The following is a 24,834-nucleotide window of genomic DNA, read 5'->3' on the forward strand; positions in this document are numbered from 1 at the left end:
CTCGACAACACGAAGGTCGCATCGGGCGAATCACGCTGTCCCTGGGGCCACCACCCATTCCACGGGTTGCCGTGTGATGGCGGCGATGCGTTCGAAGTCTTGGTCGTAGTGCATGACGGGTATGCCGTGATGCTCGGCGACCGCCGCAATGATCAAGTCCGGGATCTTGACCGAGCGGTGAAATCCCTTGTCGGTCAATGCTTCTTGGATCTCCCATGCACGATCCCACACGGTGTCGGGGGTGTTGACGTATTCGAGCGCGTCACGCCGGTAGGTGCCCAGTGTTCGATGGTCCTCGCGGGAACGCGCCGAGACTCCGAACTCGAGATCGGTAATGCCGCACCGGGCCAGTAGACCGCGTTCCATCAACGGTTCCAAGCGATGTCGGACCGCGGGCAAGTGCGCGCGGTAAGCCGCTGATTTGTCGAGCAAATAGCGCGTGGTCATGCCGTGTTCTCTGGGTGGCCGTCTCGCCACATTGCGTTGACCAGAGCTTCGTCCTGGGTTCCGGTGGCGTTCTCGGCCATCCGGTTCATGAGCGAGCGCGCGGCACTGGCTCGCAACGCGGCCCGCAGCGCGGCATGCACGGTGTCTTTCTTGGTCGTGGTACCCAGTTCCTTGGCGGCCCGAGCGAGCAGGTCGTCATCGATGTCGATCATGGTGCGCGTCACACCCGGAGAGCATACTACTAATGCATATCCGCGATGCATATAACGGATGTATCTCAGGCGGGGCTCAGGTGCACGCGGGCCGGATATCGGTATGCGTGAAGTCATCGCCACGAAACAGCAGCGGCTCCCCGGTGACCTGGGCCAGGGCGTAGCTGTAGGTGTCGCCGAGGTTGAGACGGGCCGGATGGCCGCTGCCGCGGCCGTAGTCGCGATACGCCTGCGCGGCCACGCGGGCTTGGTCGGCGTCGACGGCTTCGACCTGGATTCCGTAGTCGTCCAGCAAACGGTCCACCAATCGAGAGATCTCCGGCCGGTCCCGCCGCTGCATGATCGCGCACAGTTCGACGTAGTTGGGCGCGGACATTCGGGAGTTCGGTGACCGCTCCAGCGCCTCCTTGAGCACCTGCGCGCCCGATTCCCCGCTCACGATGGCGACGATGGCCGACGTATCGACGATCACCGGGGCAGACCGCTGTCATCGTAGAGGTCGACCTCGTGTCGCCGAATCAGGCGCTTGTCGTCGTCGCTGAGCAGCTTGTCGAGGTCGCGCAGGGTCTGTTCGGCGGCGGCGCGCCGGGCCTCCGCGCGTGCCCTGTCCTCGCGGTCCAACTCCGAGAGGCGGCGCGCGACGGCGTCCTCGACAGCAGCCGTCTGGTTGGTGCCGGTGCGTGCGGCCAGTTCCCGCACCAGCGCCACGGTGCGCTGGCTCTTGATATTGAGGCTCATGGTAGAAGGCTACCGGCCAGCGGGTAGACCATCTATCCCGGACATCAACAGCGGAAGCAGCGCATCGCGGCAGGATGCCAGGCGTGCGGATTCAATCCGCCGCTCGTTGCACAGCGCACCCAGGTTCGCGATTGCGGCCGCGTGTCCGGGAGTCAACCGGCGCACATCGCACACCCAAACCCGCAACAGCTGGGTCGGTTGGATTCGTTGCCGGCTTCCCGTCATGCCCCCGACTAACTGCCGCAGTTCTGCCAGGACATCGGGTTGTCGCAGCGCCGCCCACAGGGCCGAAGTGTCGACGCCGACTGGCCGCAGCACGACGAACTCCGTACTCGCCAGCGCCATTTCCGACGGGAGGCTGGTGATGTTCCAGATTCGCGGGATTCTTGGATTCAGTTTCGGGAACAACACACACGGCTGCGACACGACGAGCTTTGCGCTCCTGATCGTTCGCCCACCGACGCGACTGGGCTGGGCGCCGCCGTCGAATGCCGCGAAACTGTAATGGGCGACGGTGCTATCGAAGTGCTGCGCATCAAGACATGCGGTTGACCTGCTCGCCAGGCTCGACAACGGCACGTATGCAGAGAGCCGCCCGACGATCGCAAGCATCAACGCCTCGGCGGCTTCGATGACACGGTCGTTGGCGGCGATCTTGTCGTCGAAGGCGCCTAGGATCTCGCCGATTCGAGGGCGGTCGGGCGCGGCGACGGCCGATACCGAAACGTTCCGCAGAACACCCTGACTCAGCAGGGGCTGTCCCGATCCGGCCCGATATCGGTTGAGCCCGAAACCCAGTAGCGCGTAATACCAATATCGGGTTTCCTCGGGCTTCTTGGCCCGACACGCCAGCGCGTTGTCGGTCACCCACACGTCGGAATCGCAATAGCGCAGGCTACCGCAGTACGAGCCGACGCGGCCGACGACGATCAGCGGGCCACGCGCGTTGTGTTGGGCGGAATATCCGATAACCCCGTTTGCACCATAGACGGGATAGCGGCCGCCGGGCTCGCTCGCTGGCGACGTATGGCCAGACGTATGGCCATTCGAGAAGTCGAGATGGTCCCCTAGCCTTACCTTTTCGACTTTCTCGACGCGGCTCATCCGTTAGTCCGCTTGGTGGCCGCGCACAGTTCCCCAGCCAGATCACCCCGGGTGGACACGGCGATCCCCCCCAATCCCAGCCACGACGCCATCGACGCCAGCTCGCCGGCCAACCCCTCGGCAACCGTGACCGGCGGTATGTCGAGTTCGCCAAGCACGCCCGCCACGGGCAAGCTGTCCGCGGCGCGGTCGGTTTTGCGGTCCACCCGCGCAACCGGGTGTCCGTCAAGGGGCCGCACGTAATACAAGTGCCGGCGTTTGGCCGCCACTGCCGCCGAATCCAGCTGCCGCACTTGGATTCGCGAGATCAGCCACTTGCGGTCGGCACCGGCGATCGGGCCGGCCGACCCGGGTTCGGCGACGCCTCCTACGACGACGGCCGCCCGGCGGTCCCACGCAGCAGTCGCGGCGCTCATGAGCGCGCGCCGCGACGATGCAGTGGGGGTACCACCCGCTTGCGGGGGACGAAGCGATGAGGAGAAGCGGCGCTCACTGGTGCACCATCCTTGTGTCGGTGATCTTGGATGGATTGCCCGATGCACCCGAGGCGCCGCTGGGTTATCGCCCTGCTCGCTTGACAGCCGTGATGTCCATCATGAGTTTTGCGGAGTCCGGCGGTTGCCCCGGACGCGCCGACCGTCGACAGGACTGAGCGCCGACGAGCGCCGAACAGTGAGCGATGCGGCAGCCGCGTTCGGGCCTCGCACGAGGGTGCCTCCCCACTGGGTCTAGCAGCGAGGAGGCTGTTATGGAGTCTACTGCCGAAACCACATTGCGCGACGAGCCGCAGAACGGCGTCACGGGTGGAATTGATTGGGCGCGAGACGATCACGCGGTATCGATCGTCGATGCGCGTGGCCGCGAGGTTCGCCGCGCCACGATCGAGCACAACGCCGCCGGACTGCGCGAGCTGCTCGAGCTGCTGAACCGGGCCGGTGTGCGCGAGGTCGCCATCGAACGCCCGGACGGCCCGGTGGTGGACACCCTGCTCGAGGCCGGGCTCACGGTGGTGGTGATCAGCCCGAACCAGCTGAAGAATCTGCGCGGCCGTTACGGCTCGGCCGGCAACAAGGACGACCGCTTCGACGCGTTCGTGCTCGCCGACACGCTGCGCACCGACCGGTCCCGGCTGCGTCCACTGCTGCCCGACACCGCGGCCACGGCCACCCTGCGCCGGACCTGTCGCGCTCGCAAAGACCTGGTCGGGCACCGGGTGGCGTTGGCCAACCAGCTGCGCGCGCACCTGCGCATCGTCTTTCCGGGCGTGGTCGGGCTGTTCGCCGACATCGACTCGCCGATCAGCCTGGCGTTCCTGACCCGATTCGACTGCCAGGACCGCGCAGACTGGTTGTCGGTCAAGCGCCTGGCCGCCTGGCTGGCCGCCGCCGGCTACTGCGGGCGCGTCGACCCCGCGGTGCTTCACGGCCGGCTCACCGGCGCCCCGCGCGGTGTCACAGGTGAGGACGGCGCCGCCAACGCACACATCACCCGCGCCCTGCTCGCTGCGCTTACCAGCATCGCCACGCAGATCAAGGCCCTCGACGCGCAGATCGCCGAGCAGCTCGCCCTGCACGCCGACGCGCACATCTTCACCTCCCTGCCCCGCTCCGGCACCGTGCGCGCGGCCCGGCTGCTCGCCGAGATCGGTGACTGCCGAGCCCGTTTTCCCACGCCCGAATCGCTGGCCTGCTTGGCCGGCGTCGCCCCCTCCACCCGCCAGTCCGGCAAAGTCACCCACGTCGGGTTCCGTTGGGCCGCAGACAAACAACTCCGCGACGCCGTCTGCGACTTCGCCGGCGACAGCCGCCGAGCCAACCCCTGGGCCGCCGACCTTTACAACCGCGCCCGAGCCCGCGGCCACGACCACCCTCACGCCGTACGCATCCTCGCCCGCGCCTGGCTTTACGTCATCTGGCACTGCTGGCAAGACGGCGTCGCTTACGATCCCACCCAACACCGAGCCCTGCAGGCTCTCCGTAACCAAGTTCGCCAAACGGCGGCTTGACACAGGGCTACTCATGAGCGGTGGTAGCTGTACAACCGGTACCGCAACCCGGACCGGCTGAAGCGCCACTCCCCCGTCTCGCCCCGCCATGTCTCGTCCAGCACGGGGGCCAGCGCGTCACCGGCTTCGCGCGGCAGGCCGATGTCGACCTCGGTAACCTCACATCTGGTCGCGTACGGCAGCGCCAGCGCATAGACTTGTCCGCCTCCGATCACCCACGTCTCCGGGCTGGTCAGCGCCTCCTCGAGTGAACCGACAACCTCAGCCCCGCTGGCCATAAAGTCAGCTTGGCGGCTCAGTACGACATTTCGCCGGCCGGGCAGCGGCCGGACTTTAGCCGGCAGCGAATCCCATGTGCGCCGGCCCATCACGATCGTGTGCCCCATGGTGATCTCCCGGAAATGCGCCTGGTCCTCGGGCAAGCGCCAGGGGATGTCGCCGCCGCGGCCGATGACACCCGATGTCGCTTGAGCCCAGATCAGCCCCACCATCGTCACACGCGTCACTCCTTGATTCCGGCTTGAAGGCTGTCCGAGCCGACTTCATTGTCGTCGGCGCGCCTCATACCGCGACTGGAGCTTTGATCGCCGGATGCGGATCGTAGTTCTTCACAACGATGTCTTCATAGGTGTACTCGAAGATTGAATCCCGGTCGGCTAGAAGTAGTTTCGGATATGGCCGCGGCTCGCGGCTGAGCTGCAGCCGTACTTGCTCGACGTGATTGTCGTAGATGTGGCAGTCGCCACCGGTCCAGATGAACTCGCCGACCGACAAGCCGGCCTGGGCGGCCATCATGTGGGTGAGCAACGCATAGCTGGCGATGTTGAACGGCACACCCAGAAACAGGTCGGCGCTGCGTTGGTAGAGCTGACAGCTCAGCCGGCCATCGGCGACGTAGAACTGGAAGAACGCATGACAGGGCGGCAGCGCCATCCGCTCGATTTCGCCGACGTTCCAGGCCGACACGATGATGCGCCGGGAATCGGGATCGGTGCGCAGCAAATCCAGCGCCGCGCTGATCTGGTCGATGTGCTCACCGGACGGAGCCGGCCACGATCGCCATTGTACACCGTAGATCGGCCCGAGTTCGCCTGTATCACTTGCCCATTCGTCCCAGATAGTGACTCCATGCTCGTGCAGCCAACCGATATTGGAATCGCCGCGCAAAAACCACAGCAGCTCGTAGGCTACCGATTTGAAATGGACTTTCTTGGTAGTGAGCAGCGGGAAACCGGCCGACAAATCATAGCGCATCTGCTGGCCGAACAGGCTGCGGGTTCCGGTGCCGGTGCGGTCGGATTTGGGCGTACCCGTTTCGAGCACGAAGCGCAGCAGGTCCTCGTATGGCGTCACGATTGACACGCGGTCAGCCTAGCGGCGATCGCAAGCGCGGCGAAGCCGCCGCAGCGACTCGCCGCCAAACAAACCCAGCGGGCGATCGCAAGCGCGGCGAAGCCGGGCACAGCGAGTCGACGGGAATACACCCAGATCCGCGCCACAGGAGTACAACGGAGGCCATGCCGAAAACCACCGACACCGCCGCTACTCCTGACGGCACCTGCGCCGTGCGTCTGTTCACTCCCGATGGTCCGGGCCGCTGGCCCGGTGTGGTGATGTTTCCTGACGCCGGCGGCGTTCGGGACACCTTCGACCGGATGGCCGCCAAGCTAGCCGGATTCGGTTACGTGGTTCTGCTTCCCGACGTGTACTACCGCGAAGGCGACTGGGCTCCATTCGATATGAAGACCGCGTTCGGCGATCCGCAAGAACGCGCACGGATCATGTTTATGATTGGCACCCTAACGCCCGACCGGGTAACCCGTGATGCCGATGCGCTTCTCAACTACCTGGCCAGCCGCCCGGAGGTGATCGGGGACCGCTTCGGTGTCTGCGGCTACTGCATGGGCGGGCGAATGTCGGTGGTGGTGGCCGGCCGCCTGCCGGATCGTGTCGCCGCCGCGGCAGCTTTCCACCCCGGCGGTTTGGTGGCCAACAGCCCGGACAGCCCGCACTTGCTGGCCGACCGGATCAGCGCCACCGTCTACATCGGCGGCGCGGAGAACGACCCGTCGTTCACCGCCGACCACGCCGAGAAACTCGACAAAGCGTTCAGCGCGGCCGGCGTGCCGCACCGCATCGAGTGCTACCCGGCCGCCCACGGGTTCGCGGTCCCGGACAATCCGTCTTATGACGCCGCAGCCGACGAACGCCATTGGGCAGCAATGACAGAGACCTTCGGCGCAGCGCTCAACTAGCCCCGCCAAGCAGACGCAGAATCGCATTAATCGCGCCCGGTTTGTGCGATTCTGCGTCTGCTTGGCAGCACCTCAGGCGCCGCGACGTCGATCCCGATGATGATTCAGCCGACGCCGGTCCGCGGTGCGCCCCGCGAGCTACGCGTCGAGTTGCGTCCGCGGCAGTGCGTGGACGCACTTTCCACGGGGCAAAGGCGCCCCTACACCGGCGCGGTCAATGCTCAGTGCTGGGTGCGGCCCGGAATCCCAGCGCGTTGCCGAGCAGTAGACCGCCGTCGATGATCATGGTTTCGCCGGTGATCCAGCTTGCGGCATCCGAAACCAGGAACGCGACCGCGCTCGCTATGTCGGCCGGCTCCCCGATTCGTCCGAGCGCAATGGTCGCCGCCAACGGATCCTCGTGGTCCTTCCACAGCGCCTCGGCAAGCCTGGTGCGAACCACCCCGGGACAGATCGCATTCACCCGGATGCGCGGTGAAAGCTCCAGCGCCAGCTGCTTGGTGACGTGGATCAGCGCGGCTTTGGTCGCGTTGTACATGCCCATGGCCGGGGACTGGTGCATCCCGCCGATGGAGGCGGTGTTGACCACCGCGCCGCCGTGCTCGCCCATCCACGCCGTCACGACGAGCGAGGTCCACATCAGCGGTGCCCACAGGTTGACGTCGAAGATCTTGGCGAAGCGGGCGTGGTCCTGCTCGAGCAGCGGACCGTAAGCCGGGTTGGTTCCGGCGTTGTTGATCAGGATGTCAACGCTGCCGAAGCGCTCGAGGGTGAGGTCCACACAACGCCGGGCGGCATCCTCGTCGACCGCGTGTGCACCAACGCCCAGGGCGCGGTCGCCGACCTGTGCAGCAGCCTCGTCGGCAGCTTCCTGCCTGCGTGCGGTGAGCACCACATGGGCGCCGGCAGCTGCCAGCTGTTGGGCGATGGCAAGCCCGATGCCTCGCGATGCGCCAGTAATTATGGCGGTGCGGCCGGTCAGATCCAGTGAGGTCATTTGGCTTGCCTTCGGTTGCTGTGGTGGCCGGACTCCGCCGGCGGGGAGCGTCGGTAGCGCCCCCGCACCGTATGCGACAAGAATGCTAGCGAAATCAAACCCCACGAAACCACCGGTAGTGGTGGTGCTATCGCGATTGCCTTAGCCTGCACAACCTCACGCCAGACTTGAGCCACTGCGACCATCTGCGGCGTGTCGCGTGCGTGGTTTAAGTGTCGCGAACGGCGAGGCCTTACAGCCTCATGATTCCGAATGATTCCGAACGGTATCCGGCTTGAACGTGCCCCAGCTGTGGCGGATTCTGACATTTTTCGGCCGTTTCGCCGCTAGCGAGCCCGGCGGGGGCGGCTGCGACGCCATGGCTCCGGCGGCTTGATTGACGGTCCGGGCGGCGTCGGTTGCGGCCCCGCCGTCGGTTGCCGCACCGGCCACGCCTGGCGGGTCGCTGTGCGGGACATAGCCGGCCGGCCCGGTCGATGGGCCACAGGCCAATCAGACGACGACCTGTTTGGGCATGACGATGGGCTTGAACCCGTACCGAGGCCCGGCATAGGCACCGGCTCCTTTGGCCGCCCCAGAAATCCCCGCCATACCCGGCATTGCGGCGACTGGCCCGGCTTCCTCGGGGACCGCCCAGCCCGAGCCCTCCAGTGCCGTGGTACCAGACGTCATGGCCGGAGCAGCGGTCGACCAACCGGCCGGGACCGACAGGCCACCGACCGAGGACGCCTCGCCCAGACTCGCCGTCAGCGAGGCCCCACCAACGCCCACTGGCGTCACCGTGTGCGCCAAACCAGCTGCTGCCGCGGCAGCTGGAACGGCATCGGCGGCGGCGGTCACGGTTGCCGGGTTTAGGGCAGCAAAGGCGTGTCCGAGGAATACCGCGTTGGGGATGGTGGCCATGACGAACCAGGCGGTGGTGTTGACCGCGCCGTTGATCGCGTTCTGAACAAACGTGATACCGAGCAGCTCCTCAATGTCCTGAATGATTCCGCCTAATCCCGCCGCGTCGGCCGCCGATGTCAGGGGCGAAGCGAACCCCATTACCGCGTTCGGCAGGTTGCTGATCAGCGATCCCAGCCCCACCTGTTGGACCGTGCTGGCGGCAGCGGCATGGCTGACCGCGGCGGCCTGACCGGCCAGCCCGGCCATGTTGGCGGTCTGGGAGGGCGTGATCAACGGGTTCAACCTCCCCGCCGCCGCCGAGGAGGCCGCGTAACCGTACATCGCCAGTGCGTCTTGAGCCCACATTTCGCCGTAGTGAGCCTCGGTCGCCATGATCGCCGGTGTGTTTTGACCCAGGACGTTGGTCGCCACCAGTGCCGCGAGCAGAGCCCTGTTGGCAGCGACCTCCGCCGGCGGAACCGTCATGGCGAACGCCGCCTCAAAGGCGGCCGCTGACGCCATGGCCTGAGCAGCCGCACGGGCCGCCGATTCAGCGGTGTAGGTCAACCAGGCCAAATAAGGCTGGGCAGCAACGACCATCGACATCGACGCCGGACCCAGCCACTGTTCGGTAGTCAACTGCATGATCACCGACTCGACGGACGATGCTGTAGTGCTCAACTCGACGGCCAGGCCGTTCCACGTCGCCCCGGCGGCCATCAGGGGTGCTGCGCCGGCACCGGCGTACATTCGTGTGGAGTTGATTTCCGGGGGTAAAGCTCCAAAATCCATTTTCCCTATCCCTCTATTGATCTCTATTGATCGAAATTCGCTACTTCTCAAGTGCGGGCAACCGCGTCGAGGCCGCCCCCTATACCGCCGGCTTGGGCATGACGATGGGTTTGGCGCCGTAGCGTGGCGCACCGAAGCCCGCGCTGCTGCGTGTCGCCGAGGCCAACCCCGGCATCCCGGGAATGACCGTCCCCGCGGCACCATGCGGTGCCGCGGTGGTCCAGCCAGCGCCCTGCAGTGTGCTGGTGCTCGATACCAGGTTGGCCTGTCCCGCCCAGCTGGGCGGCACCGACAATGCGCCGATTGACGACGCCCGACTAAGGCCGGCGGCTAGCGGAGCCGCACCCAGACCGGCCGCGATCGGCGCCTCGCCGACGGCCGCCTCCGCCGCCCCCAGCTCCGATAGGCCCGCGCCCTCCAAGCCCTCCTCGAGGGCGGCTTCCTCGGCAGCCGGAAGAAGACCACCGCTGGCCAGCCCTAGCAAGTCCGACGCGGCGGAGGCCCAGTTCCCAGCCCCAATGTTGAAGATATTGGCAATATCTGAAATCCAGGAGGGCACCTTCCCGGGCGTGGAACCCAAGATGCTCGCGATACCCGACAACGGCGAAGCGGCCGCGGATGAGTTGGCGGCCTCGGTGGCCGCATAGGTGCCAGCGCTGACCCCCAGGGTCTTCACAAACAGGTCGTATACCGCAGCTGCTTCAGCACTGACCTGCTGGTAGAGAGTGCCGTACGCGGTGAACAACGACGCCTGTAGCACTGATATCTCATCAGCGGCGGCGGGAATCACGCCCGTGGTGGTCGGGGCGGCCGCGGCCGCGTTCTGGGCGACCATCGCCGAGCCGATGGTCTCGAGCTTGCCGGCCGCAGCCGCCAACTCTTCAGGCTGTGTCGTCAGGAATGACATCGATTGCTCCTCATATGACTAAGCCAGCAGGGCTAGAAACCTGTGAATTACCTGATCAGTCCCTGCCGAATAGCTGATCAGGTCCTGTGTTTAGATAAGGCTAACGATCCACACCTCCGCAAGCCCGATCAAAAGGCGCAAGCGCAGAATTCATTTACGGCTTATTTACGCCGGCACCGGCAGTCTTAACACGATCCTTTTGAGCGTGGCACCTGACCGCTCGCCGCAGCAGCGAAATGAAACACGCGCCGCGGGAGGGTTAGCGCAATGTGGCCGCGGCGGCGCGCTGGTCGGCCGCGTGCGCTTGTCTCGGTGTCTCCAGATCAGAAGAGGCCGTGCTTGGGCATAACAATCGGCTTGACTCCGTACCGTGGTCCGGAGTCGGCACCAACACTGTTGGCGGCTACGACCATTCCAGGGGCAGGCGGCATCACTGCGATCGGGCCGTCCTCCTCGGGAACTGCCCAGCCTGTGCCATCCAAGGCCGCGCCGGCTGCCGTCGCCGGCGCTGCAGTAGACCAGCTTGCCGGCACCGACAGGCGACCAACCACGGACGCATTGCCCAAATCGGCCGTCAGCGCTGTTCCGCCGACGCCCGCTGGGGCAACCGCGTGTGCCACCGCGGCTGGCGCGCCGCCACCTGGAGCGGCTCCGTCAACGGTTCCCATAGCATCGGCAAGAAGCGTCATATTGCCAATGGCGGCCGTGGCAAAGTCCGCCACGCCACCCAGGCCGTGAAACGCGGATTCTACGAACAGCGGAACATCGAGATTGAGGAACTGCCTGACCGCCTCCAACCCGGTATCGGCCGCGGACATCACCGGGGAGGCGAAGCTCATGACAGCGTCGGCGACGTCGCTGATCAGGTGGCTCAGACCCACCTGGCGCGCGGAAGCGGATGCGCCGGCTTGGCCAACAGCGGCGGCTTGGTGTGCGAGCCCGGCCGGATTGGTGATGTGCGACGGCCTGGTCAGCGGGTTCAGTCTTGCGGCCACCGCGGATGCGGCCGCATAGCCGTACATGGCCGAAGCGTCTTGGGCCCACATTTCGCCATAGCGTGCCTCGGTAGCCGCGATGGCCGACACGTTTTGCCCAAGGATGTTGGTCGCTGTCAGTTCAGCCAACAGGGCTCTGTTGGCAACCACCTCGGCCGGGGGCACTGTCAGCGCAAACGCCGTTTCAAAGGCGGCCGCAGACGCCATGGCCTGTGCCGCCGCGAGCGCCGAGGATTCAGCGGTGCAGGTCAACCAGACCAAATAGGGCTGCACCGCGGCGGCCATCGACAACGATGCGGGACCCATCCAGTGCTCGGTGCTCAGCCGCGTGATGACCGACCCGACGGAGGACGCAGCTGTGCTCACCTCGACAGCTATGCCGTTCCACGCAGCCGCAGCCGCCAGCAGGTCTGCCGCGCCCGCGCCGCCATACATGCGCGCAGAATTGACCTCCGGAGGTAGAGCTCCAAAATCCACTGAGGCGTTCCGTTTCTGGTCGAGTGCAGTGGTGGCCGGTGCTCCGTCTGAGGCAGCCATTATTCCATCAAGGTCAGCGCCAGCGTAGGCACCACGCTCGCCACGGCGTCGATGGCGCCCAAATCATCCCATTAACTGCGCAGCGACGGTTGCTCCGAGGTTCCAGCACGCCTCGATATCGGCCTTGCTCGGCTTGCCCATCACCACTACAGTCTCAGCGGCTTGCACCCAACCCAGGCCGGTTGTGATGGCGTCGACGGCTCGCTCGGCTCCCTCGGTGCCCTCGTTGCCGTGAATGTACGCGCCGAACGAACGCCCACGGGTGGTGTCCAGGCAGGGGTAATAGCAGACATCGAAGGCATGCTTTAGAGCACCACTGATGTACCCCAGATTGGCTGGGGTACCCAGCAGATAGCCGTCAGCCTCCAGCATCTCGATCGGCGAAACCGTCAGGGCGGGTCGTCTCACCACCTCGACGCCCTCAATCTCGGGATCGGTCGCGCCGGACACCACCGCCTCAAACATCTCCTGCATGTGCGGAGACGGCGTGTGGTGCACGATCAGCAAGCGCCGCACCGCAGGACCCTGTCACTAAAAGTGGGGTAATCGACCAAAGCGTGCAGAAGCGCTCCGGACAGGTAGCCCAAGGCCGGCAACGTGGTCATCTGGCCCCCGGCCTAGCGCGCCCCTCTAGCTGTAGGGCCGTCTTCATCGCTTCCCGCGCGCGGCGCCGATCCCCCGCGTAGTCGTAGGCGCGCGCCAGTCGGTACCAGCGGCGCCAGTCGTCGGCGTCGTCTTCGAGCTCGGTGCGCACGGCAGCGAACAACGCATCGGCCGCGTCTCGCTGAATGCGGCCAGAAGCCCGGCGGGGCAGCGCGCTGGCGTCGATGTCCAGTCCGTCTTCGGCGATCAGACGGGCCAGCCGCTGATACGCGAATCCGGCCCGCAGCGTGGCAATCATGGCCCACAGCCCAATGACCGGCAGGATCAGCAGCGCCAGCCCCAGCCCGGCAGCCGCGGCGCGGCCCGAACCGATCATTGCGACGGCGACACGCCCGAGCATAACCAGGTACGCCACCATCGCCACGCACATGAACGCGATTATCAACTGGACATACAGGGTGCGCCTGGTCATCACAGTGTCGGTCAGTGCAGATCGAGTAGGGGCTCAAGACCTACGGTGAGACCAGGGCGTTCGGCGATGCGGCGCACCGCCAACAGCACACCGGGCACAAACGATGTGCGATCGAGGCTATCGTGGCGGATGGTCAGAGTCTCCCCCTCGGTCCCGAACAGCACCTCCTGGTGGGCGACCAGTCCGGCCAGCCGCACCGCGTGCACCGGTATGCCGTCGACGTCGGCACCACGCGCGCCCGGCAGGCTGGTACTGGTGGCATCGGGATTGGGCGGCAAGCCTTTTCGGGCCTCGGCGATCAGCTTCGCGGTACGCGCGGCCGTGCCTGACGGCGCGTCAGCCTTGTGCGGATGATGCAGCTCAATGACCTCGGCCGAGTCGAAAAACCGTGCGGCCTGCTTGGCGAAATGCATGGACAGCACCGCTCCGATCGCGAAGTTTGGCGCTATCAACACCGATGTGTTGGGTTTTGCGACGAGCCACGATTCGACTTGTTGAAACCGCTCGGCGGTGAACCCCGTGGTACCGACCACGGCGTGAATTCCGTTGTCGATGAGGAACTCCAGATTGCCCATCACCACGTCCGGGTGGGTGAAGTCGATGACGACCTCGGTGTTACCGTCCGTTAGCAGGCTCAGCGGATCGCCGGCATCCAGCTCGGCGGATAGGGTCAGGTCGTCGGCGGCCGCCACCGCCCGCACCATCGTCGCTCCGACCTTGCCTTTGGCTCCAAGGACGCCTACCCGCATGGCCTTCACCCTAGACCGGGCCGTCCTCGAGGCCAACGACCGCGGCTGCACCCAGCTGGGCGTGCGCCGTGAGGCGCTTGTTGATCGAGTGGAGGTGAAAGACCTGCACGGTAGTTCTGTCGCAGCTGTCTGAACCACCCCATCGGCAGATTCCGTGAAGAGCCAGATACGGTGAAAGTCGCACGTCCGGTTCGAAGGGCGGCCACGGGAAACGGACCCGCAGCAACGCGGGCACCGCACCCATGGTCGACCCAACTGCCACGCACCCGGTGACCGGTGCGAAGTCCACCATATCGACCAGTGGGCAACCGGCACATCCCACCACAGGTTGGTCGGAAACGGCTGGTGCACAACGAAGCTCCCCAACGGCCAAACCGCAGGGATCCCGCCACCCCACCTCGACCGCGGTGCCCACACCAAACAACTACGCGCTGACCGCCGCGACTGCGCCCACGACCTATCTAGGCTTTAATGATCCGAGGCGTCAGCAGCGAAGGTGCTCATGTGAAACCCAGCAATATCAGGATTCGTGCAGCCAAACCGATCGATTTCCCGAAGGTGGCGGCGATGCACTATCCGGTTTGGCGACAATCCTGGACCGGAATCCTCGACCCGTACCTACTCGACATGATCGGTTCGCCGAAGCTGTGGGTCGAGGAGTCTTACCCGCAAAGCCTGAAACGCGGCGGCTGGAGTATGTGGATCGCCGAGTCTGGTGGTCAGCCAATAGGTATGACGATGTTCGGGCCCGACATTGCTCATCCTGATCGCATTCAAATCGACGCTTTGTATGTAGCCGAGAACAGTCAACGTCACGGCATTGGCGGGCGCCTCCTCAACAGGGCCCTGCACTCACATCCGTCAGCCGACATGATTTTGTGGTGCGCCGAGAAGAACAGCAAGGCACGCGGCTTCTACGAGAAGAAGGACTTTCACATTGACGGCCGCACTTTCACGTGGAAACCACTGTCAGGTGTGAACGTGCCCCATGTGGGCTACCGGCTTTATCGATCCGCCCCGCCCGGGTAAGCATCAGGCGTCGATAACCACCCGACCGCTCACGGCCCGCGACACACAGACCAGCATCTCGTTATCGCCTTCGATGATGCGGCCGCGGCGGTCGACCTGCCCGGCAAGGACTCTCACCTTGCAGGTCCCGCAGAAGCCCTGCTGGCAGGAGTATGCCGTCGTCGGGTCCCAGTCGAGCATGACGTCCAGCGCCGACCGGTTCGCCGGAACTCGGAGCACTCGCCTCGACCGTGCGAGCTCCAGCTCGAACGGAACTCCGTCGACAACCGGCGGCGGGCTGAATCGCTCGTAATGCAGCGGCGCGTCGGCGTGTTGATTGCGGGCCACGCGCACCGCTTCTAACATCCCGGGCGGCCCGCACACGTAAACGGCCGTCGTCGGCCCTGCGCCGGCCAACAGTTCATCGACAGACGCAAAACGACCGTGCTCGTCGTCGGCCCACACCGTGACCCGGCCGGGTGCCACCGCCACTACCTCGTCCAGGAACGGCATGTACTCCCGACCGCGACCGGCATAGATTGCGCGCCAGTCGATTCCGCGCTGTTCGGCGGCCCGGATCATCGGCAGGATGGGCGTCACCCCGATACCGCCGATCACGAAAAGCACGTCACGCTCGGCCAGACCGAGATGGAAGGCGTTGCGGGGACCTTCGAACTCGCACGTGTCACCTACGTCGAAGGCCTCGTGCATCTCGATCGAACCGCCGCCGCCGTCCGCGATTCTGCGAATGGCGATCCGGTAGTCCGTACGCCGTCCGGGCACACCGCACAACGAGTACTGTCGGCGCCGCCCCGAGGGCAGCTGCACGTCGATGTGCCCACCGGGCGACCAGGCCGGGAGCAATCCGCCACCGGGGTCAGCCAACGTCAACGCCACCACGTCGGGAGCGACCAGCTCGCGCTTGGTAACCACCGCGGGATTCGTGCGCCGCACCGGCTGCACCCGCGACGGTTCCCACCGCGAGGCCGCGCCCAATCCTCCCAATAACGCTCGTACACCCCACAGCGCTGTGAAGAAGCGGTCCCGGCTGCGGCGACCGTAAAGGTCGGCGGGCCTACTGGCCCAGCTGGTCTCTGGCACGGTGCGCTCCGCCATTCCTACGGATCGTCACCGATCAGTGCGACGCTCGCGCGGCGGGCGAGACGGCCAGGTAGTCCACGGCCGCCCCCAGCCCGCCCAGCTGGGACGGGTGAAAACCCGGCTTGTAGTAGTGCCCCACGACCCGAAGCAGCCGCGGCAGCCCGGGCACCAAACCACGGCGTGCGGCCTTGAAATAGTCCCGCCAGCGCGGCTTTGTCCCCGGTGGCAGGTACGGATCCACCGAATACATGAACCGCACTCCGCGAATCCACAGCAGCAACATCACCGGGGTAACGGTCAGCTGGGCACGCACCTGCCGCCAGTAACCGGCGCGCAAGTGCTTCATGGTGTCGAAGGCCACGGCTTTGTGCTCGACTTCTTCTGCACCGTGCCACCGCAGCATGTCCAGCATCACGGGGTCTGCACCGACGGCATCGAGCTGCGGGGAATTCAGGATCCACTCGCCCATGACGGCGGTGTAGTGCTCAATTGCCGCGATGAACGAAACCTGCTCTAGCAACCAGCTGTACTGTCGTCGCGGGCTCCGCCGAGGACTCTCCCCCAGCAGCTTTTCGAACAGCCACCTGATCTGGTTGGTAAACGCTGTCACGTCGACACCCTGGGCATCGAAGTGGTCAACCACGCCGGAGTGCGCCTGGGAATGCATCGCCTCCTGACCGATGAATCCTTGCACGTCCAGCCTCAGTTGATCGTCCTTGATCAGCGGCAGCGTCTTCTTGAAGACCCTGACGAAGAACTCCTCGCCGGCCGGCAGCAGCATATGCAGAACGTTGAGAACGTGGGTGGCCATCGGCTCGTTCGGCACATAGTGAAATGGCAGGTTTGTCCAGTCGAATTCGACATCTCGCGGCTCGAGGACGAGACGTTCGTGGTCGGCGGCGCGCGACTCTGACGAGTGCGGACCCGTCGCCCGGTCATCGACGCTGACCATTGCTGCCCCCTCAGAAAACGTAGCCACGGCGTTTACATAAATGCCCGACATGTCGCCCCAGTAGACATCACGTGTTGGCAAGTATAGTTGCGCGTACCCGAGGGGTGAAGAACCTGCTCGCCAGCCTGGCGCCGAATGCACCTCGACGTTCACCGCGCCTCGGCAGCCGACGATGTCGGCTTCACCGTGTCGAATTCGTCGCCTCGCCCTCGTCGGCCTACTCGCACCTGGTGGCATCAGTAATGCCATTGCGCAGCAACGCACTTGCTACGGCACGCGACTCGCCATCAGTGTCCCGCCAGCACTTTCGCTACCCGGCCTCAGCTCGGTCCTTGAGACGCTGCAGGGTGCGTCGAATGTGCTCGGTGTTTACGCTCGCCCGATCCTTGACGCCGGTGGCCATCCGGGCAACTGCGCGGAACCAGCTGGGCCGCCGGTCCCAGGTGCTCTCCGTAACCCGACAGCCGTGTTCGGTAGCGACGATGCCATATTGCCAGCGTGAAATCGGAATAATGCCGGACCGTACATCGAAAGCGAAAACCCGACCGGGATCGGCGTCGGTAACGGTGCACGTCGTGGTCCAGCGCCGTCCACCGTTTTCGTTGCGACCGACAAACACCGCTCCCTTGCGAACATCGTCGCCTTTGCGCAACTGCATCGCCACCACTTCCTCGGCCAGCGAGGCCAGTGTCGGCAGATCAGTGATCAGCCCGTATACCAGGTCGGGATTGGCGTCGATCTCAACGGTGACCGTCACAGAAGGCCCATCAGGGTCTGGCATCCCGCGATCATAGCCCGCTGGGCGGGCCGCTCTAGATGGGCGCCGCCCCGCGCAGATGCTCGAAGATCAGGGACGTCTGGGTACCTGCGACGTCGGCGTCGGCATTGAGGTTTTCGACCACGAACGAACGCAGGTCCTCGGTGTCGCGAGCGGCGACGTGCAAGATGAAATCGTCGGCGCCGGCCAGAAAGTAGACATCCATCACCTGCCGTTTGCGGCGGATCTGCTGGATGAAGCTGCGGATTTTCCCGCGAGCGGACGACTGCAAGTTGACCGAGATCATCGCCTGCAACGGCAAACCCACCGCGACCGGGTCGATGTCGGTGTAGAACCCCCGGATCACGCCGAGGTCCACCAACCGCCGAACCCGGCCGTGACACGTCGACGGCGCTATCCCGACAGTGTCCGCTAACGCGTTGTTGGGCATTCTGGCATCGCCATGCAGCAAGCTCAGGATTCTGCGGTCCACCTCATCAAGTTCAGCGGGTCGAACATCCTTCGACGAGGCAGCCCGGCGAGTCTTGTGTTCCGTTGAATTATCACGCATATGGCCTCGAAAAAGAATTATCATCAGCAATCTTGCAGATTAATCGAACTTTCTTCACACTGAAGCGTACAGTATCGAGAGGGGTAATCATGCGCGTCGGTATTCCGACCGAGACCAAAAACAACGAATTCCGGGTGGCCATCACCCCGGCCGGCGTCGCGGAACTAACCCGTCGTGGCCATGAGGTGCTCATCCAGGCAGGTGCCGGAGAGGGCTCGGCTATCACCGACGCGGATTTCAAGGCGGCAGGCGCGCAACTGGTCGGCACCGCCGACCAGGTGTGGGCCGACGCTGATTTATTGCTCAAGGTCAAAGAACCGATAGCGGCGGAATACGGCCGCCTGCGACACGGGCAGATCTTGTTCACGTTCTTGCATTTGGCCGCGTCACGCGCTTGCACCGATGCGTTATTGGATTCCGGCACCACGTCAATTGCCTACGAGACCGTCCAGACCGCCGACGGCGCACTACCCCTGCTTGCCCCGATGAGCGAAGTCGCCGGTCGACTCGCCGCCCAGGTTGGCGCTTACCACCTGATGCGAACCCAAGGGGGCCGCGGTGTGCTGATGGGCGGGGTGCCCGGCGTCGAACCGGCCGACGTCGTGGTGATCGGCGCCGGCACCGCCGGCTACAACGCAGCCCGCATCGCCAACGGCATGGGCGCGACCGTTACGGTTCTAGACATCAACATCGACAAACTTCGGCAACTCGACGCCGAGTTCTGCGGCCGGATCCACACTCGCTACTCATCGGCCTACGAGCTCGAGGGTGCCGTCAAACGTGCCGACCTGGTGATTGGGGCCGTCCTGGTGCCAGGCGCCAAGGCACCCAAATTAGTCTCGAATTCACTTGTCGCGCATATGAAACCAGGTGCGGTACTGGTGGATATAGCCATCGACCAGGGCGGCTGTTTCGAAGGCTCACGACCGACCACCTACGACCACCCGACGTTCGCCGTGCACGACACGCTGTTTTACTGCGTGGCGAACATGCCCGCCTCGGTGCCGAAGACGTCGACCTACGCGCTGACCAACGCGACGATGCCGTATGTGCTCGAGCTTGCCGACCATGGCTGGCGGGCGGCGTGCCGGTCGAATCCGGCACTAGCCAAAGGTCTTTCGACGCACGAAGGGGCGTTACTGTCCGAACGGGTGGCCACCGACCTGGGGGTGCCGTTCACCGAGCCCGCCAGCGTGCTGGCCTGACTCTCGGCCGCTCGTTACGCCGAGCACACGTCGGGAGTAAGGGAAGCGATGATGTCGGCCGCGGGTCCCGGCCGGGTCTTCCGGTGCGCCGATCCCGCCCAAAGGTTTGTTCCGTGCGGGTCGTCCGCCTGCACCGCCGCCGCCCGTATCGGCTTCGTCATCTGGTGGACCTCCGGATAACCCAGCGGCGCCACGTGGTCGAGCAGGCGAGTGAAGTTGTTGGCCAGACCGCGCGCATACCTACCCGAGAACGCCCGAGTGACCAGGGTGGCATCGAACTCTGGATTCTTCAGCGCGGCACGGTGTGCGGCATTGGTACCGGCTTCGTCGGCCAGCAGCAATGCGGTACCAACCTGCGCGGCGATCGCTCCGCGGCGCAGCACGGCGGCCACGTCCTCAGCCGTGCCCAGGCCACCGGCTGCAACCAGCGGCACATCATGGGCGCTGCCAATCCGATCGAGGAGTTGGTGCAGCGACTCCGTACCGGGTTCCATGTCCGGCGCGAACGTGCCGCGGTGCCCGCCGGCAGCCGGGCCCTGGACCACCAGGCTGTCCGCGCCCGCGGCAATGGCCACACCGGCCTCGTAGACCGACGTCACGGTGATCGAGACCAACAGTCCCAGCGCGCTCAACCGCTGCACGACATCCGGCGGCGGCGCGCCGAAGGTGAACGACACCACCTCCGGACGGACATCGGCTACCACCTCGAGTTTGCGCACCCAGTCGTCGTCGTCACCATAGACGGGCTGGCCCACCTCGGTGTGGTAGTACTCGGCGACCTCTTCGAGCTCGTCCGCGTAATACTCCAGCTGCGCCCAGTCGGCGACGCTGGGTTGGGGCACAAACAGATTGGCTCCGATAGGACCGGTAGTGGCGGCGCGCGCAGCGGCGATATCGTCGGCGAGCCGGTCCGCGCTCAGATAGCCGCCGGCGACGAAACCAAGCCCGCCAGCGTTGGACACCGCCGCGGCCAACGCCGGGGTGCTCGGGCCGCCGGCCATCGGGGCGCCGACGATCGGCACCGCGATGTCCCAGAAGCCCAACACCATCGGGCTAATTCGCCGACGGCGAGCGCCGGCACGGCGCGAGTGAGGAAGCGGACATTTGAGCTACCCTACCATCGCTCGAAGTTGTTGCGGCAGTGATCGTTTCGATCCGTGTGGGCCAAGAACGGCAGCACCGTAGCGCCTGCTCAGCAGGCGGCGGGCCACCGCGTTGACCTCCTCCACGGTGACCTGCTCGATTTGCCGCAAGGTGTGTTCGATGCTGCGGTGCTTGCCGTAGTTCAACTCGCTGCGGCCGAGCCGGCTCATCCGGGAGCTGGAATCCTCCAGCCCTAGCACCAGCCCACCCCGCAGCGATCCCTTGGCGATGCCGCATTCCGCCTCGGTGATGCCGTCGCGTGCCACGCTTTCCAGCACATCGGCGGTCACCCGCATCACGTCGGCGAAGCGTTCGGGCAGGCAGGCCGCGTACACCGAAAGCGCGCCGCTGTCGGCGAAGAGATCCAGCGCGGAGTAGACCGAGTAGGCCAGCCCGCGGGTCTCGCGGACCTCCTGGAACAGCCGGGAACTCAAGCCACCGCCCAGCGCGGTGTGCAGCACCGACAGTGCCCAACGATGCTCCCAGCCGCGCCCGGGTGTGCGGATGCCCAGCGACACATGCGTCTGTTCGGCGTCGCGGCTAACCAGTGTCAACCGGGGGCTGCCGTTGACCCGGCCGGTACCCTTGCGCGGCGCAACTGGCCGTCTCCCCCGGACCAACCGGGACCCGAAGTGCTCGCGGACCAACGCAACCAGCCCGTCGTGATCCACATTGCCGGCGGCCGCGACGACCATCCGCTCCGGGGTATAGCGCCGCAGGTGAAACGATTGCAGTTGAGCCCGCGTCATCACCGACACGGATTGCGCGCTGCCGATCACCGGGCGACCGACCGGGTGGTCGCCGAACAACGCCGCCAGGAACATGTCCGCCAAGGCGTCCTCGGGGTCGTCGTCGCGCATCGCGATCTCCTCGAGGACGACGTCACGTTCCACCTCGACATCGTCGGCGGCACAGCGGCCGTTGAGCACCACATCGGCGACCAGGTCGACGGCCAACGGCAAGTCGCTGCCGAGCACGTGGGCGTAGTAGCAGGTGTGCTCCTTGGCGGTGAATGCGTTCAGTTCCCCGCCCACCGCGTCCATCGCCTGCGCAATGTCCACGGCAGAGCGGGTGGGCGTCGACTTGAACAGCAAATGCTCAAGGAAGTGCGCCGCCCCGGCCACCGTGGCGCCTTCGTCGCGCGATCCGACGCCGACCCACACCCCGACCGACGCGGAGTGCACCGCGGGCAGGAATTCGGTGACCACTCGCAGCCCGCCCGGCAGGGTGGTGCGCCGCGGCGCCAGCGCCGCCGCGGGGTCAGCTGGTGACCGTCGCGGCATCGGTAGCGGCGGCGGTGCTGTCCTCGTCGGCGACCAGGATCAGGGAGATCTTGCCCCGTTTGTCGATGTCGGCGATCTCCACCCGCAGCTTGTCACCGACATTGACAACGTCCTCGACCTTCGCGATGCGCTTGCCCTTGCCGAGTTTGGAAATGTGCACCAGACCGTCGCGGCCAGGCAGCAACGATACAAAGGCACCGAAATCGGTGGTCTTGACCACGGTTCCGAGGAACCGTTCGCCCACCGTCGGCAGCTGCGGGTTGGCGATGGCGTTGATCTTGTCGATCGCGGCCTGTGCCGATGGCCCGTCGGTGGCGCCGACGAACACGGTGCCGTCGTCTTCGATGGAGATCTGCGCGCCGGTCTCCTCGGTGATGGCGTTGATGACCTTGCCCTTGGGTCCGATGACCTCCCCGATCTTGTCCACCGGAACCTTGATGGTGGTCACCCGCGGGGCATACGGACTCATTTCGTCGGGTCTATCGATGGCCTCAGCCATCACCTCCAAGATCGTGAGGCGGGCGTCCTTGGCCTGCTCGAGTGCTCCGGCAAGCACCTGCGAAGGGATCCCGTCGAGTTTGGTGTCCAGCTGCAGCGCGGTGACGAAATCCTTGGTCCCGGCGACCTTGAAGTCCATGTCACCGAACGCGTCTTCGGCGCCGAGGATGTCGGTGAGGGTGACGAAGCGACGCTCCACAACGCCGTCGACCGCCCCTTCTACTTGAATGTCGTCGGAGACCAGGCCCATCGCGATGCCGGCCACCGGCGCCTTGAGCGGCACCCCGGCGTTGAGCAGCGCCAGCGTCGACGCGCACACCGACCCCATCGAGGTCGACCCGTTGGAGCCCAGAGCCTCCGACACCTGGCGAATGGCATACGGGAATTCCTCGATGCTCGGCAGCACCGGCACCAGGGCCCGCTCGGCCAGTGCGCCGTGCCCGATCTCACGCCGCTTGGGCGAACCGACCCGACCGGTCTCGCCGGTGGAGAACGGCGGGAAGTTGTAGTGGTGCATGTACCGCTTCGACGTCTCCGGCCCCAACGAGTCGATCTGCTGGGCCATCTTGATCATGTCGAGTGTGGTCACACCCAGGATCTGGGTTTCGCCGCGTTCGAACAGCGCGCTGCCGTGCGCGCGCGGAACCACGGCCACCTCGGCCGACAATGCGCGAATGTCGGTGATGCCGCGGCCGTCGATGCGGAAATGGTCGGTGAGGATGCGCTGCCGAACCAGCTTCTTGGTCAGGGCACGCAACGCGGCGCCAACCTCCTTTTCGCGACCCTCGTAGGTGTCGGCGAGCCGCTGCACAACCTGGGTCTTGATTTCGTCGATGCGCTGGTCGCGCTCGGCTTTACCGCCGATGGTCAACGCGGCGGCCAACTCGTCGGTGGCCACCGAGGACACCGAGTAGTACACGTCTTCGCCGTAGTCAGGGAACACCGGGAAGTCAACCGTCGGTTTGCCCGACTTTCCAGCGGCATCGGCAAGCTCCTGCTGCGCGGTGCACAGCGCGGCGATAAACGGCTTGGCCGCCTCCAGGCCTGCGGCCACCACGCTTTCCGTGGGCGCTTGGGCACCACCTTCGACGAGCTCGACGACATTTTCGGTGGCCTCGGCTTCGACCATCATGATGGCGACATCACCCTCGACGATCCGGCCGGCCACGACCATGTCGAACACGGCGCGCTCGATCTGGTCGACGGTGGGGAAGCCGACCCAGGTGCCGTCGATGAGCGCCACCCGCACACCGCCGATGGGCCCGGAGAACGGCAGACCGCCCAGCTGGGTGGACGCCGACGCCGCATTGATCGCCAATACGTCGTAGAGATCGCCCGGATCCAGGCTGAGAATCGTCACCACGATTTGGATCTCGTTGCGCAGCCCGTCGACGAACGACGGTCGCAGCGGGCGGTCGATGAGCCGGCAGGTCAGGATCGCGTCGGTGGAGGGTCGGCCCTCGCGACGGAAGAACGAACCGGGGATGCGGCCGGCCGCGTACATGCGCTCCTCGACGTCGACCGTGAGGGGGAAGAAGTCGAAGTGTTCTTTGGGGTTCTTGCTGGCGGTGGTCGCCGACAGCAGCATGTTGTCGTCGTCGAGGTAGGCGACCACCGCGCCGGCGGCCTGCAAGGCCAATCGGCCGGTCTCGAAGCGGATGGTCCGGGTGCCAAAGCTCCCGTTGTCGATGGTGGCGGTCGTCTCGAACACGCCTTCGTCAATTTCAGCGGCAGACATGACGTCCGTGCGGCCTCTCTGGATTATTGAGCTGTTTCGCGTCCTCACGCGCAATCCAGCGGGTTCGCCGAACCCCGAGAGCTTCCCAGGAGAAAGGGCCTGAATGCGGCTACGGCCATCGATCGAAGCGGCCGACCTGCCCCAGATCCGGAGAGCCCGGCAGCCACTACCGAGGACCGCCCGATGCAGGCCGGGGGTGCTCCCTTGGATATGCATAGTGACTGGCTGGAACGGCACACGCGGTTCTGCGCGTACCGCACCATTTGCTGGGCCGAACCGGCCCAGAACGCTCTCACTCTACACGGGCGACCGGCGGCATTTGCGTAGAACTCGCTTTGCCGAGCTACCCCGCCTCAGCTTCGCGGGCCGCCGGTGACATCCTCGACGCACACCACGAACCGTCGCTGAGTGTAGACGTAGCCCACGCCGCTGGCGCACTGGTCGACGCTGACGGGAGCGTCGAGATCTTTCAGGATCTGGGTGGCCCGCTGCCGGTGGGGCACCGAGGCGTCGTCGCAGTCCACCCGGAACGGGTCGGTGTTGTGGGTAGGGTCGACGCTCATACAACCGCCAATCACCCAATCGATGTCCAGGCAAATGGTGTTGGTAGAGCCGTTGAACGCGTTGCGCATCGAATAGGTGGAGTCGACGTCGGCCGGGCATTCCGCGTGGTCCTCCTGCACGACGGCAACGACCTTGAAGTTGGACGCCGGGCTCCCGCACTCCGCCTTAGTGGCCTGCGGCCGGTCGGGCGTACCGGCGAGTTTGACGCAGTCCCCCACCTTGAGTTCGGCGACGTTGGTCGCTGCCGAACACCCCGTCGCCACGACGAACAAGGCCGTGGTCGCGGCCGCGAGCCAGGCGCGCATCGACGCCGCGG

The 24,834-nt window shown here is 65.5% G+C and carries 29 protein-coding genes and 2 pseudogenes; 4 read left to right on the forward strand and 27 right to left on the reverse strand.

Going from position 1 to position 24,834, the window contains the following annotated elements; translation table 11 throughout:
• Positions 1-30: 30 nt before the first annotated feature.
• From vapC21 to MCAN_RS23175, 7 genes and pseudogenes are all read right to left on the reverse strand, one after another.
• The gene (gene vapC21, locus MCAN_RS14605; RefSeq protein ID WP_014001407.1) at positions 31-447 is read right to left on the reverse strand and encodes a type II toxin-antitoxin system toxin ribonuclease C21; all 417 of its coding nucleotides are present in this window, start codon (positions 445-447) and stop codon (positions 31-33) included.
• Positions 444-710: a type II toxin-antitoxin system VapB family antitoxin gene (locus MCAN_RS14610; protein WP_003414061.1), complete on the reverse strand. Its 267-nt coding sequence runs from the start codon at positions 708-710 to the stop codon at positions 444-446. The genes vapC21 and MCAN_RS14610 overlap by 4 nt, the downstream gene beginning before the upstream one ends.
• Positions 711-735: 25 nt before the next feature.
• Positions 736-1,131 (reverse strand): type II toxin-antitoxin system VapC family toxin, encoded by a 396-nt coding sequence (locus MCAN_RS14615; RefSeq protein WP_003414064.1) that lies wholly within the window; start codon positions 1,129-1,131, stop codon positions 736-738.
• Positions 1,128-1,397 carry a type II toxin-antitoxin system VapB family antitoxin gene (locus MCAN_RS14620; protein WP_003414066.1) on the reverse strand — a complete coding sequence of 90 codons (270 nt, stop codon included), beginning with the start codon at positions 1,395-1,397 and terminating at the stop codon, positions 1,128-1,130. Before MCAN_RS14620 ends, MCAN_RS14615 begins: the two co-directional genes overlap by 4 nt.
• A 9-nt stretch (positions 1,398-1,406) precedes the next feature.
• The gene (locus MCAN_RS14625; protein ID WP_014001408.1) at positions 1,407-2,501 is read right to left on the reverse strand and encodes a restriction endonuclease subunit S; all 1,095 of its coding nucleotides are present in this window, start codon (positions 2,499-2,501) and stop codon (positions 1,407-1,409) included.
• Complete coding sequence (locus MCAN_RS14630) at positions 2,498-2,917, reverse strand: winged helix DNA-binding domain-containing protein (RefSeq protein ID WP_014001409.1); 420 nt, start codon at positions 2,915-2,917, stop codon at positions 2,498-2,500. The genes MCAN_RS14625 and MCAN_RS14630 overlap by 4 nt, the downstream gene beginning before the upstream one ends.
• A 73-nt stretch (positions 2,918-2,990) precedes the next feature.
• A pseudogene (locus tag MCAN_RS23175) lies at positions 2,991-3,171 on the reverse strand (hypothetical protein); the annotation flags it as partial.
• A 78-nt stretch (positions 3,172-3,249) separates the two neighbouring features.
• On the opposite strand from MCAN_RS23175, the gene MCAN_RS14635 reads away from it, so the two are divergent.
• Positions 3,250-4,506 (forward strand): IS110 family RNA-guided transposase, encoded by a 1,257-nt coding sequence (locus MCAN_RS14635; protein ID WP_014001439.1) that lies wholly within the window; start codon positions 3,250-3,252, stop codon positions 4,504-4,506.
• Positions 4,507-4,517: 11 nt separating this feature from the next.
• Here the strand turns inward: MCAN_RS14635 and dfrA are convergent, their stop codons facing one another.
• Together dfrA and MCAN_RS14645 are read right to left on the reverse strand one after the other, a co-directional pair.
• Positions 4,518-4,997, reverse strand: coding sequence for a dihydrofolate reductase (gene dfrA, locus MCAN_RS14640; RefSeq protein ID WP_003414073.1), 480 nt, complete (start codon positions 4,995-4,997; stop codon positions 4,518-4,520).
• A 70-nt stretch (positions 4,998-5,067) separates the two neighbouring features.
• Positions 5,068-5,868 carry a thymidylate synthase gene (locus MCAN_RS14645; protein WP_003911953.1) on the reverse strand — a complete coding sequence of 267 codons (801 nt, stop codon included), beginning with the start codon at positions 5,866-5,868 and terminating at the stop codon, positions 5,068-5,070.
• 155 nt (positions 5,869-6,023) lie between these two features.
• On the opposite strand from MCAN_RS14645, the gene MCAN_RS14650 reads away from it, so the two are divergent.
• Complete coding sequence (locus MCAN_RS14650; protein ID WP_003414079.1) at positions 6,024-6,761, forward strand: dienelactone hydrolase family protein; 738 nt, start codon at positions 6,024-6,026, stop codon at positions 6,759-6,761.
• A gap of 214 nt (positions 6,762-6,975) precedes the next feature.
• Here the strand turns inward: MCAN_RS14650 and MCAN_RS14655 are convergent, their stop codons facing one another.
• The 10 genes and pseudogenes from MCAN_RS14655 to MCAN_RS14700 form a co-directional block, all read right to left on the reverse strand.
• A complete protein-coding gene (locus MCAN_RS14655; protein ID WP_003414081.1) occupies positions 6,976-7,758 on the reverse strand; it encodes an SDR family oxidoreductase in 783 nt (260 codons plus the stop codon).
• The gene (locus MCAN_RS14660; RefSeq protein WP_014001411.1) at positions 7,755-8,066 is read right to left on the reverse strand and encodes a hypothetical protein; all 312 of its coding nucleotides are present in this window, start codon (positions 8,064-8,066) and stop codon (positions 7,755-7,757) included. Before MCAN_RS14660 ends, MCAN_RS14655 begins: the two co-directional genes overlap by 4 nt.
• Positions 7,991-8,250: pseudogene (locus MCAN_RS14665) on the reverse strand (hypothetical protein). Before MCAN_RS14665 ends, MCAN_RS14660 begins: the two are co-directional and overlap by 76 nt.
• On the reverse strand, positions 8,251-9,435 hold the full coding sequence (locus MCAN_RS14670; RefSeq protein WP_014001412.1) for a PPE family protein: 1,185 nt from the start codon (positions 9,433-9,435) through the stop codon (positions 8,251-8,253).
• A 79-nt stretch (positions 9,436-9,514) separates the two neighbouring features.
• Entirely contained in the window at positions 9,515-10,342 is an 828-nt protein-coding gene (locus MCAN_RS14675) for a PPE family protein, SVP subgroup (RefSeq protein WP_003414086.1), read from the reverse strand.
• 323 nt (positions 10,343-10,665) lie between these two features.
• Positions 10,666-11,814, reverse strand: coding sequence for a PPE family protein (locus MCAN_RS14680; protein WP_014001413.1), 1,149 nt, complete (start codon positions 11,812-11,814; stop codon positions 10,666-10,668).
• A gap of 123 nt (positions 11,815-11,937) precedes the next feature.
• Positions 11,938-12,390 (reverse strand): flavodoxin family protein, encoded by a 453-nt coding sequence (locus MCAN_RS14685; RefSeq protein ID WP_003414091.1) that lies wholly within the window; start codon positions 12,388-12,390, stop codon positions 11,938-11,940.
• Between the two features lie 85 nt (positions 12,391-12,475).
• Positions 12,476-12,949 (reverse strand): hypothetical protein, encoded by a 474-nt coding sequence (locus tag MCAN_RS14690; protein ID WP_003414097.1) that lies wholly within the window; start codon positions 12,947-12,949, stop codon positions 12,476-12,478.
• Between the two features lie 11 nt (positions 12,950-12,960).
• Entirely contained in the window at positions 12,961-13,698 is a 738-nt protein-coding gene (dapB, locus tag MCAN_RS14695) for a 4-hydroxy-tetrahydrodipicolinate reductase (RefSeq protein WP_003414099.1), read from the reverse strand.
• Positions 13,699-13,708: 10 nt separating this feature from the next.
• Positions 13,709-14,113 carry a hypothetical protein gene (locus MCAN_RS14700; protein WP_014001414.1) on the reverse strand — a complete coding sequence of 135 codons (405 nt, stop codon included), beginning with the start codon at positions 14,111-14,113 and terminating at the stop codon, positions 13,709-13,711.
• Positions 14,114-14,169: 56 nt separating this feature from the next.
• On the opposite strand from MCAN_RS14700, the gene MCAN_RS14705 reads away from it, so the two are divergent.
• Positions 14,170-14,727 carry a GNAT family N-acetyltransferase gene (locus tag MCAN_RS14705; RefSeq protein WP_003899472.1) on the forward strand — a complete coding sequence of 186 codons (558 nt, stop codon included), beginning with the start codon at positions 14,170-14,172 and terminating at the stop codon, positions 14,725-14,727.
• 3 nt (positions 14,728-14,730) lie between these two features.
• Here MCAN_RS14705 and MCAN_RS14710 read toward each other — a convergent pair whose 3' ends face one another.
• The 4 genes from MCAN_RS14710 to aldR form a co-directional block, all read right to left on the reverse strand.
• Positions 14,731-15,822: a PDR/VanB family oxidoreductase gene (locus MCAN_RS14710; protein WP_003900572.1), complete on the reverse strand. Its 1,092-nt coding sequence runs from the start codon at positions 15,820-15,822 to the stop codon at positions 14,731-14,733.
• Between the two features lie 19 nt (positions 15,823-15,841).
• Positions 15,842-16,912, reverse strand: coding sequence for a metal-dependent hydrolase (locus MCAN_RS14715; RefSeq protein ID WP_003414107.1), 1,071 nt, complete (start codon positions 16,910-16,912; stop codon positions 15,842-15,844).
• Positions 16,913-17,069: 157 nt separating this feature from the next.
• Positions 17,070-17,540 (reverse strand): SRPBCC family protein, encoded by a 471-nt coding sequence (locus MCAN_RS14720; protein WP_003899475.1) that lies wholly within the window; start codon positions 17,538-17,540, stop codon positions 17,070-17,072.
• Positions 17,541-17,571: 31 nt separating this feature from the next.
• Entirely contained in the window at positions 17,572-18,111 is a 540-nt protein-coding gene (aldR, locus tag MCAN_RS14725) for an HTH-type transcriptional regulator AldR (protein WP_003899476.1), read from the reverse strand.
• Positions 18,112-18,176: 65 nt separating this feature from the next.
• Here aldR and ald point away from each other — a divergent pair, with 65 nt between their 5' ends.
• A complete protein-coding gene (gene ald, locus MCAN_RS14730; protein ID WP_003899477.1) occupies positions 18,177-19,292 on the forward strand; it encodes an alanine dehydrogenase in 1,116 nt (371 codons plus the stop codon).
• A gap of 14 nt (positions 19,293-19,306) precedes the next feature.
• Here the strand turns inward: ald and MCAN_RS14735 are convergent, their stop codons facing one another.
• From MCAN_RS14735 to lppU, 4 genes are all read right to left on the reverse strand, one after another.
• Complete coding sequence (locus MCAN_RS14735) at positions 19,307-20,341, reverse strand: nitronate monooxygenase (protein ID WP_003899478.1); 1,035 nt, start codon at positions 20,339-20,341, stop codon at positions 19,307-19,309.
• A gap of 60 nt (positions 20,342-20,401) precedes the next feature.
• The gene (locus MCAN_RS14740; protein ID WP_014001415.1) at positions 20,402-21,718 is read right to left on the reverse strand and encodes a M16 family metallopeptidase; all 1,317 of its coding nucleotides are present in this window, start codon (positions 21,716-21,718) and stop codon (positions 20,402-20,404) included.
• Positions 21,696-23,954: a polyribonucleotide nucleotidyltransferase gene (locus MCAN_RS14745; protein WP_014001416.1), complete on the reverse strand. Its 2,259-nt coding sequence runs from the start codon at positions 23,952-23,954 to the stop codon at positions 21,696-21,698. The genes MCAN_RS14740 and MCAN_RS14745 overlap by 23 nt, the downstream gene beginning before the upstream one ends.
• Positions 23,955-24,307: 353 nt before the next feature.
• A complete protein-coding gene (gene lppU, locus MCAN_RS14750) occupies positions 24,308-24,823 on the reverse strand; it encodes an LppU family putative lipoprotein (protein WP_014001417.1) in 516 nt (171 codons plus the stop codon).
• Between the last annotated feature and the right edge of the window lie 11 nt (positions 24,824-24,834).

The sequence above is a fragment of the Mycobacterium canetti CIPT 140010059 genome (assembly GCF_000253375.1).
GTDB lineage: Bacteria > Actinomycetota > Actinomycetes > Mycobacteriales > Mycobacteriaceae > Mycobacterium > Mycobacterium tuberculosis.

Excerpts from the sequence above, each read along its gene's own strand:
- vapC21 (WP_014001407.1), bottom strand. The coding sequence starts at position 447 with ATGACCACGCGCTATTTGCTCGACAAATCAGCGGCTTACCGCGCGCAC.
- MCAN_RS14610 (WP_003414061.1), bottom strand. The coding sequence starts at position 710 with ATGCATCGCGGATATGCATTAGTAGTATGCTCTCCGGGTGTGACGCGC.
- MCAN_RS14620 (WP_003414066.1), bottom strand. The coding sequence starts at position 1,397 with ATGAGCCTCAATATCAAGAGCCAGCGCACCGTGGCGCTGGTGCGGGAA.
- MCAN_RS14625 (WP_014001408.1), bottom strand. The coding sequence starts at position 2,501 with ATGAGCCGCGTCGAGAAAGTCGAAAAGGTAAGGCTAGGGGACCATCTC.
- MCAN_RS14630 (WP_014001409.1), bottom strand. The coding sequence starts at position 2,917 with ATGAGCGCCGCGACTGCTGCGTGGGACCGCCGGGCGGCCGTCGTCGTA.
- MCAN_RS14635 (WP_014001439.1), top strand. The coding sequence starts at position 3,250 with ATGGAGTCTACTGCCGAAACCACATTGCGCGACGAGCCGCAGAACGGC.
- dfrA (WP_003414073.1), bottom strand. The coding sequence starts at position 4,997 with ATGGTGGGGCTGATCTGGGCTCAAGCGACATCGGGTGTCATCGGCCGC.
- MCAN_RS14650 (WP_003414079.1), top strand. The coding sequence starts at position 6,024 with ATGCCGAAAACCACCGACACCGCCGCTACTCCTGACGGCACCTGCGCC.
- MCAN_RS14655 (WP_003414081.1), bottom strand. The coding sequence starts at position 7,758 with ATGACCTCACTGGATCTGACCGGCCGCACCGCCATAATTACTGGCGCA.
- MCAN_RS14660 (WP_014001411.1), bottom strand. The coding sequence starts at position 8,066 with ATGTCAGAATCCGCCACAGCTGGGGCACGTTCAAGCCGGATACCGTTC.
- MCAN_RS14670 (WP_014001412.1), bottom strand. The coding sequence starts at position 9,435 with ATGGATTTTGGAGCTTTACCCCCGGAAATCAACTCCACACGAATGTAC.
- MCAN_RS14675 (WP_003414086.1), bottom strand. The coding sequence starts at position 10,342 with ATGTCATTCCTGACGACACAGCCTGAAGAGTTGGCGGCTGCGGCCGGC.
- MCAN_RS14690 (WP_003414097.1), bottom strand. The coding sequence starts at position 12,949 with ATGACCAGGCGCACCCTGTATGTCCAGTTGATAATCGCGTTCATGTGC.
- dapB (WP_003414099.1), bottom strand. The coding sequence starts at position 13,698 with ATGCGGGTAGGCGTCCTTGGAGCCAAAGGCAAGGTCGGAGCGACGATG.
- MCAN_RS14705 (WP_003899472.1), top strand. The coding sequence starts at position 14,170 with ATGATCCGAGGCGTCAGCAGCGAAGGTGCTCATGTGAAACCCAGCAAT.
- MCAN_RS14710 (WP_003900572.1), bottom strand. The coding sequence starts at position 15,822 with ATGGCGGAGCGCACCGTGCCAGAGACCAGCTGGGCCAGTAGGCCCGCC.
- MCAN_RS14720 (WP_003899475.1), bottom strand. The coding sequence starts at position 17,540 with ATGCCAGACCCTGATGGGCCTTCTGTGACGGTCACCGTTGAGATCGAC.
- aldR (WP_003899476.1), bottom strand. The coding sequence starts at position 18,111 with ATGATAATTCTTTTTCGAGGCCATATGCGTGATAATTCAACGGAACAC.
- ald (WP_003899477.1), top strand. The coding sequence starts at position 18,177 with ATGCGCGTCGGTATTCCGACCGAGACCAAAAACAACGAATTCCGGGTG.
- MCAN_RS14735 (WP_003899478.1), bottom strand. The coding sequence starts at position 20,341 with ATGGTGTTGGGCTTCTGGGACATCGCGGTGCCGATCGTCGGCGCCCCG.
- MCAN_RS14740 (WP_014001415.1), bottom strand. The coding sequence starts at position 21,718 with ATGCCGCGACGGTCACCAGCTGACCCCGCGGCGGCGCTGGCGCCGCGG.
- MCAN_RS14745 (WP_014001416.1), bottom strand. The coding sequence starts at position 23,954 with ATGTCTGCCGCTGAAATTGACGAAGGCGTGTTCGAGACGACCGCCACC.
- lppU (WP_014001417.1), bottom strand. The coding sequence starts at position 24,823 with ATGCGCGCCTGGCTCGCGGCCGCGACCACGGCCTTGTTCGTCGTGGCG.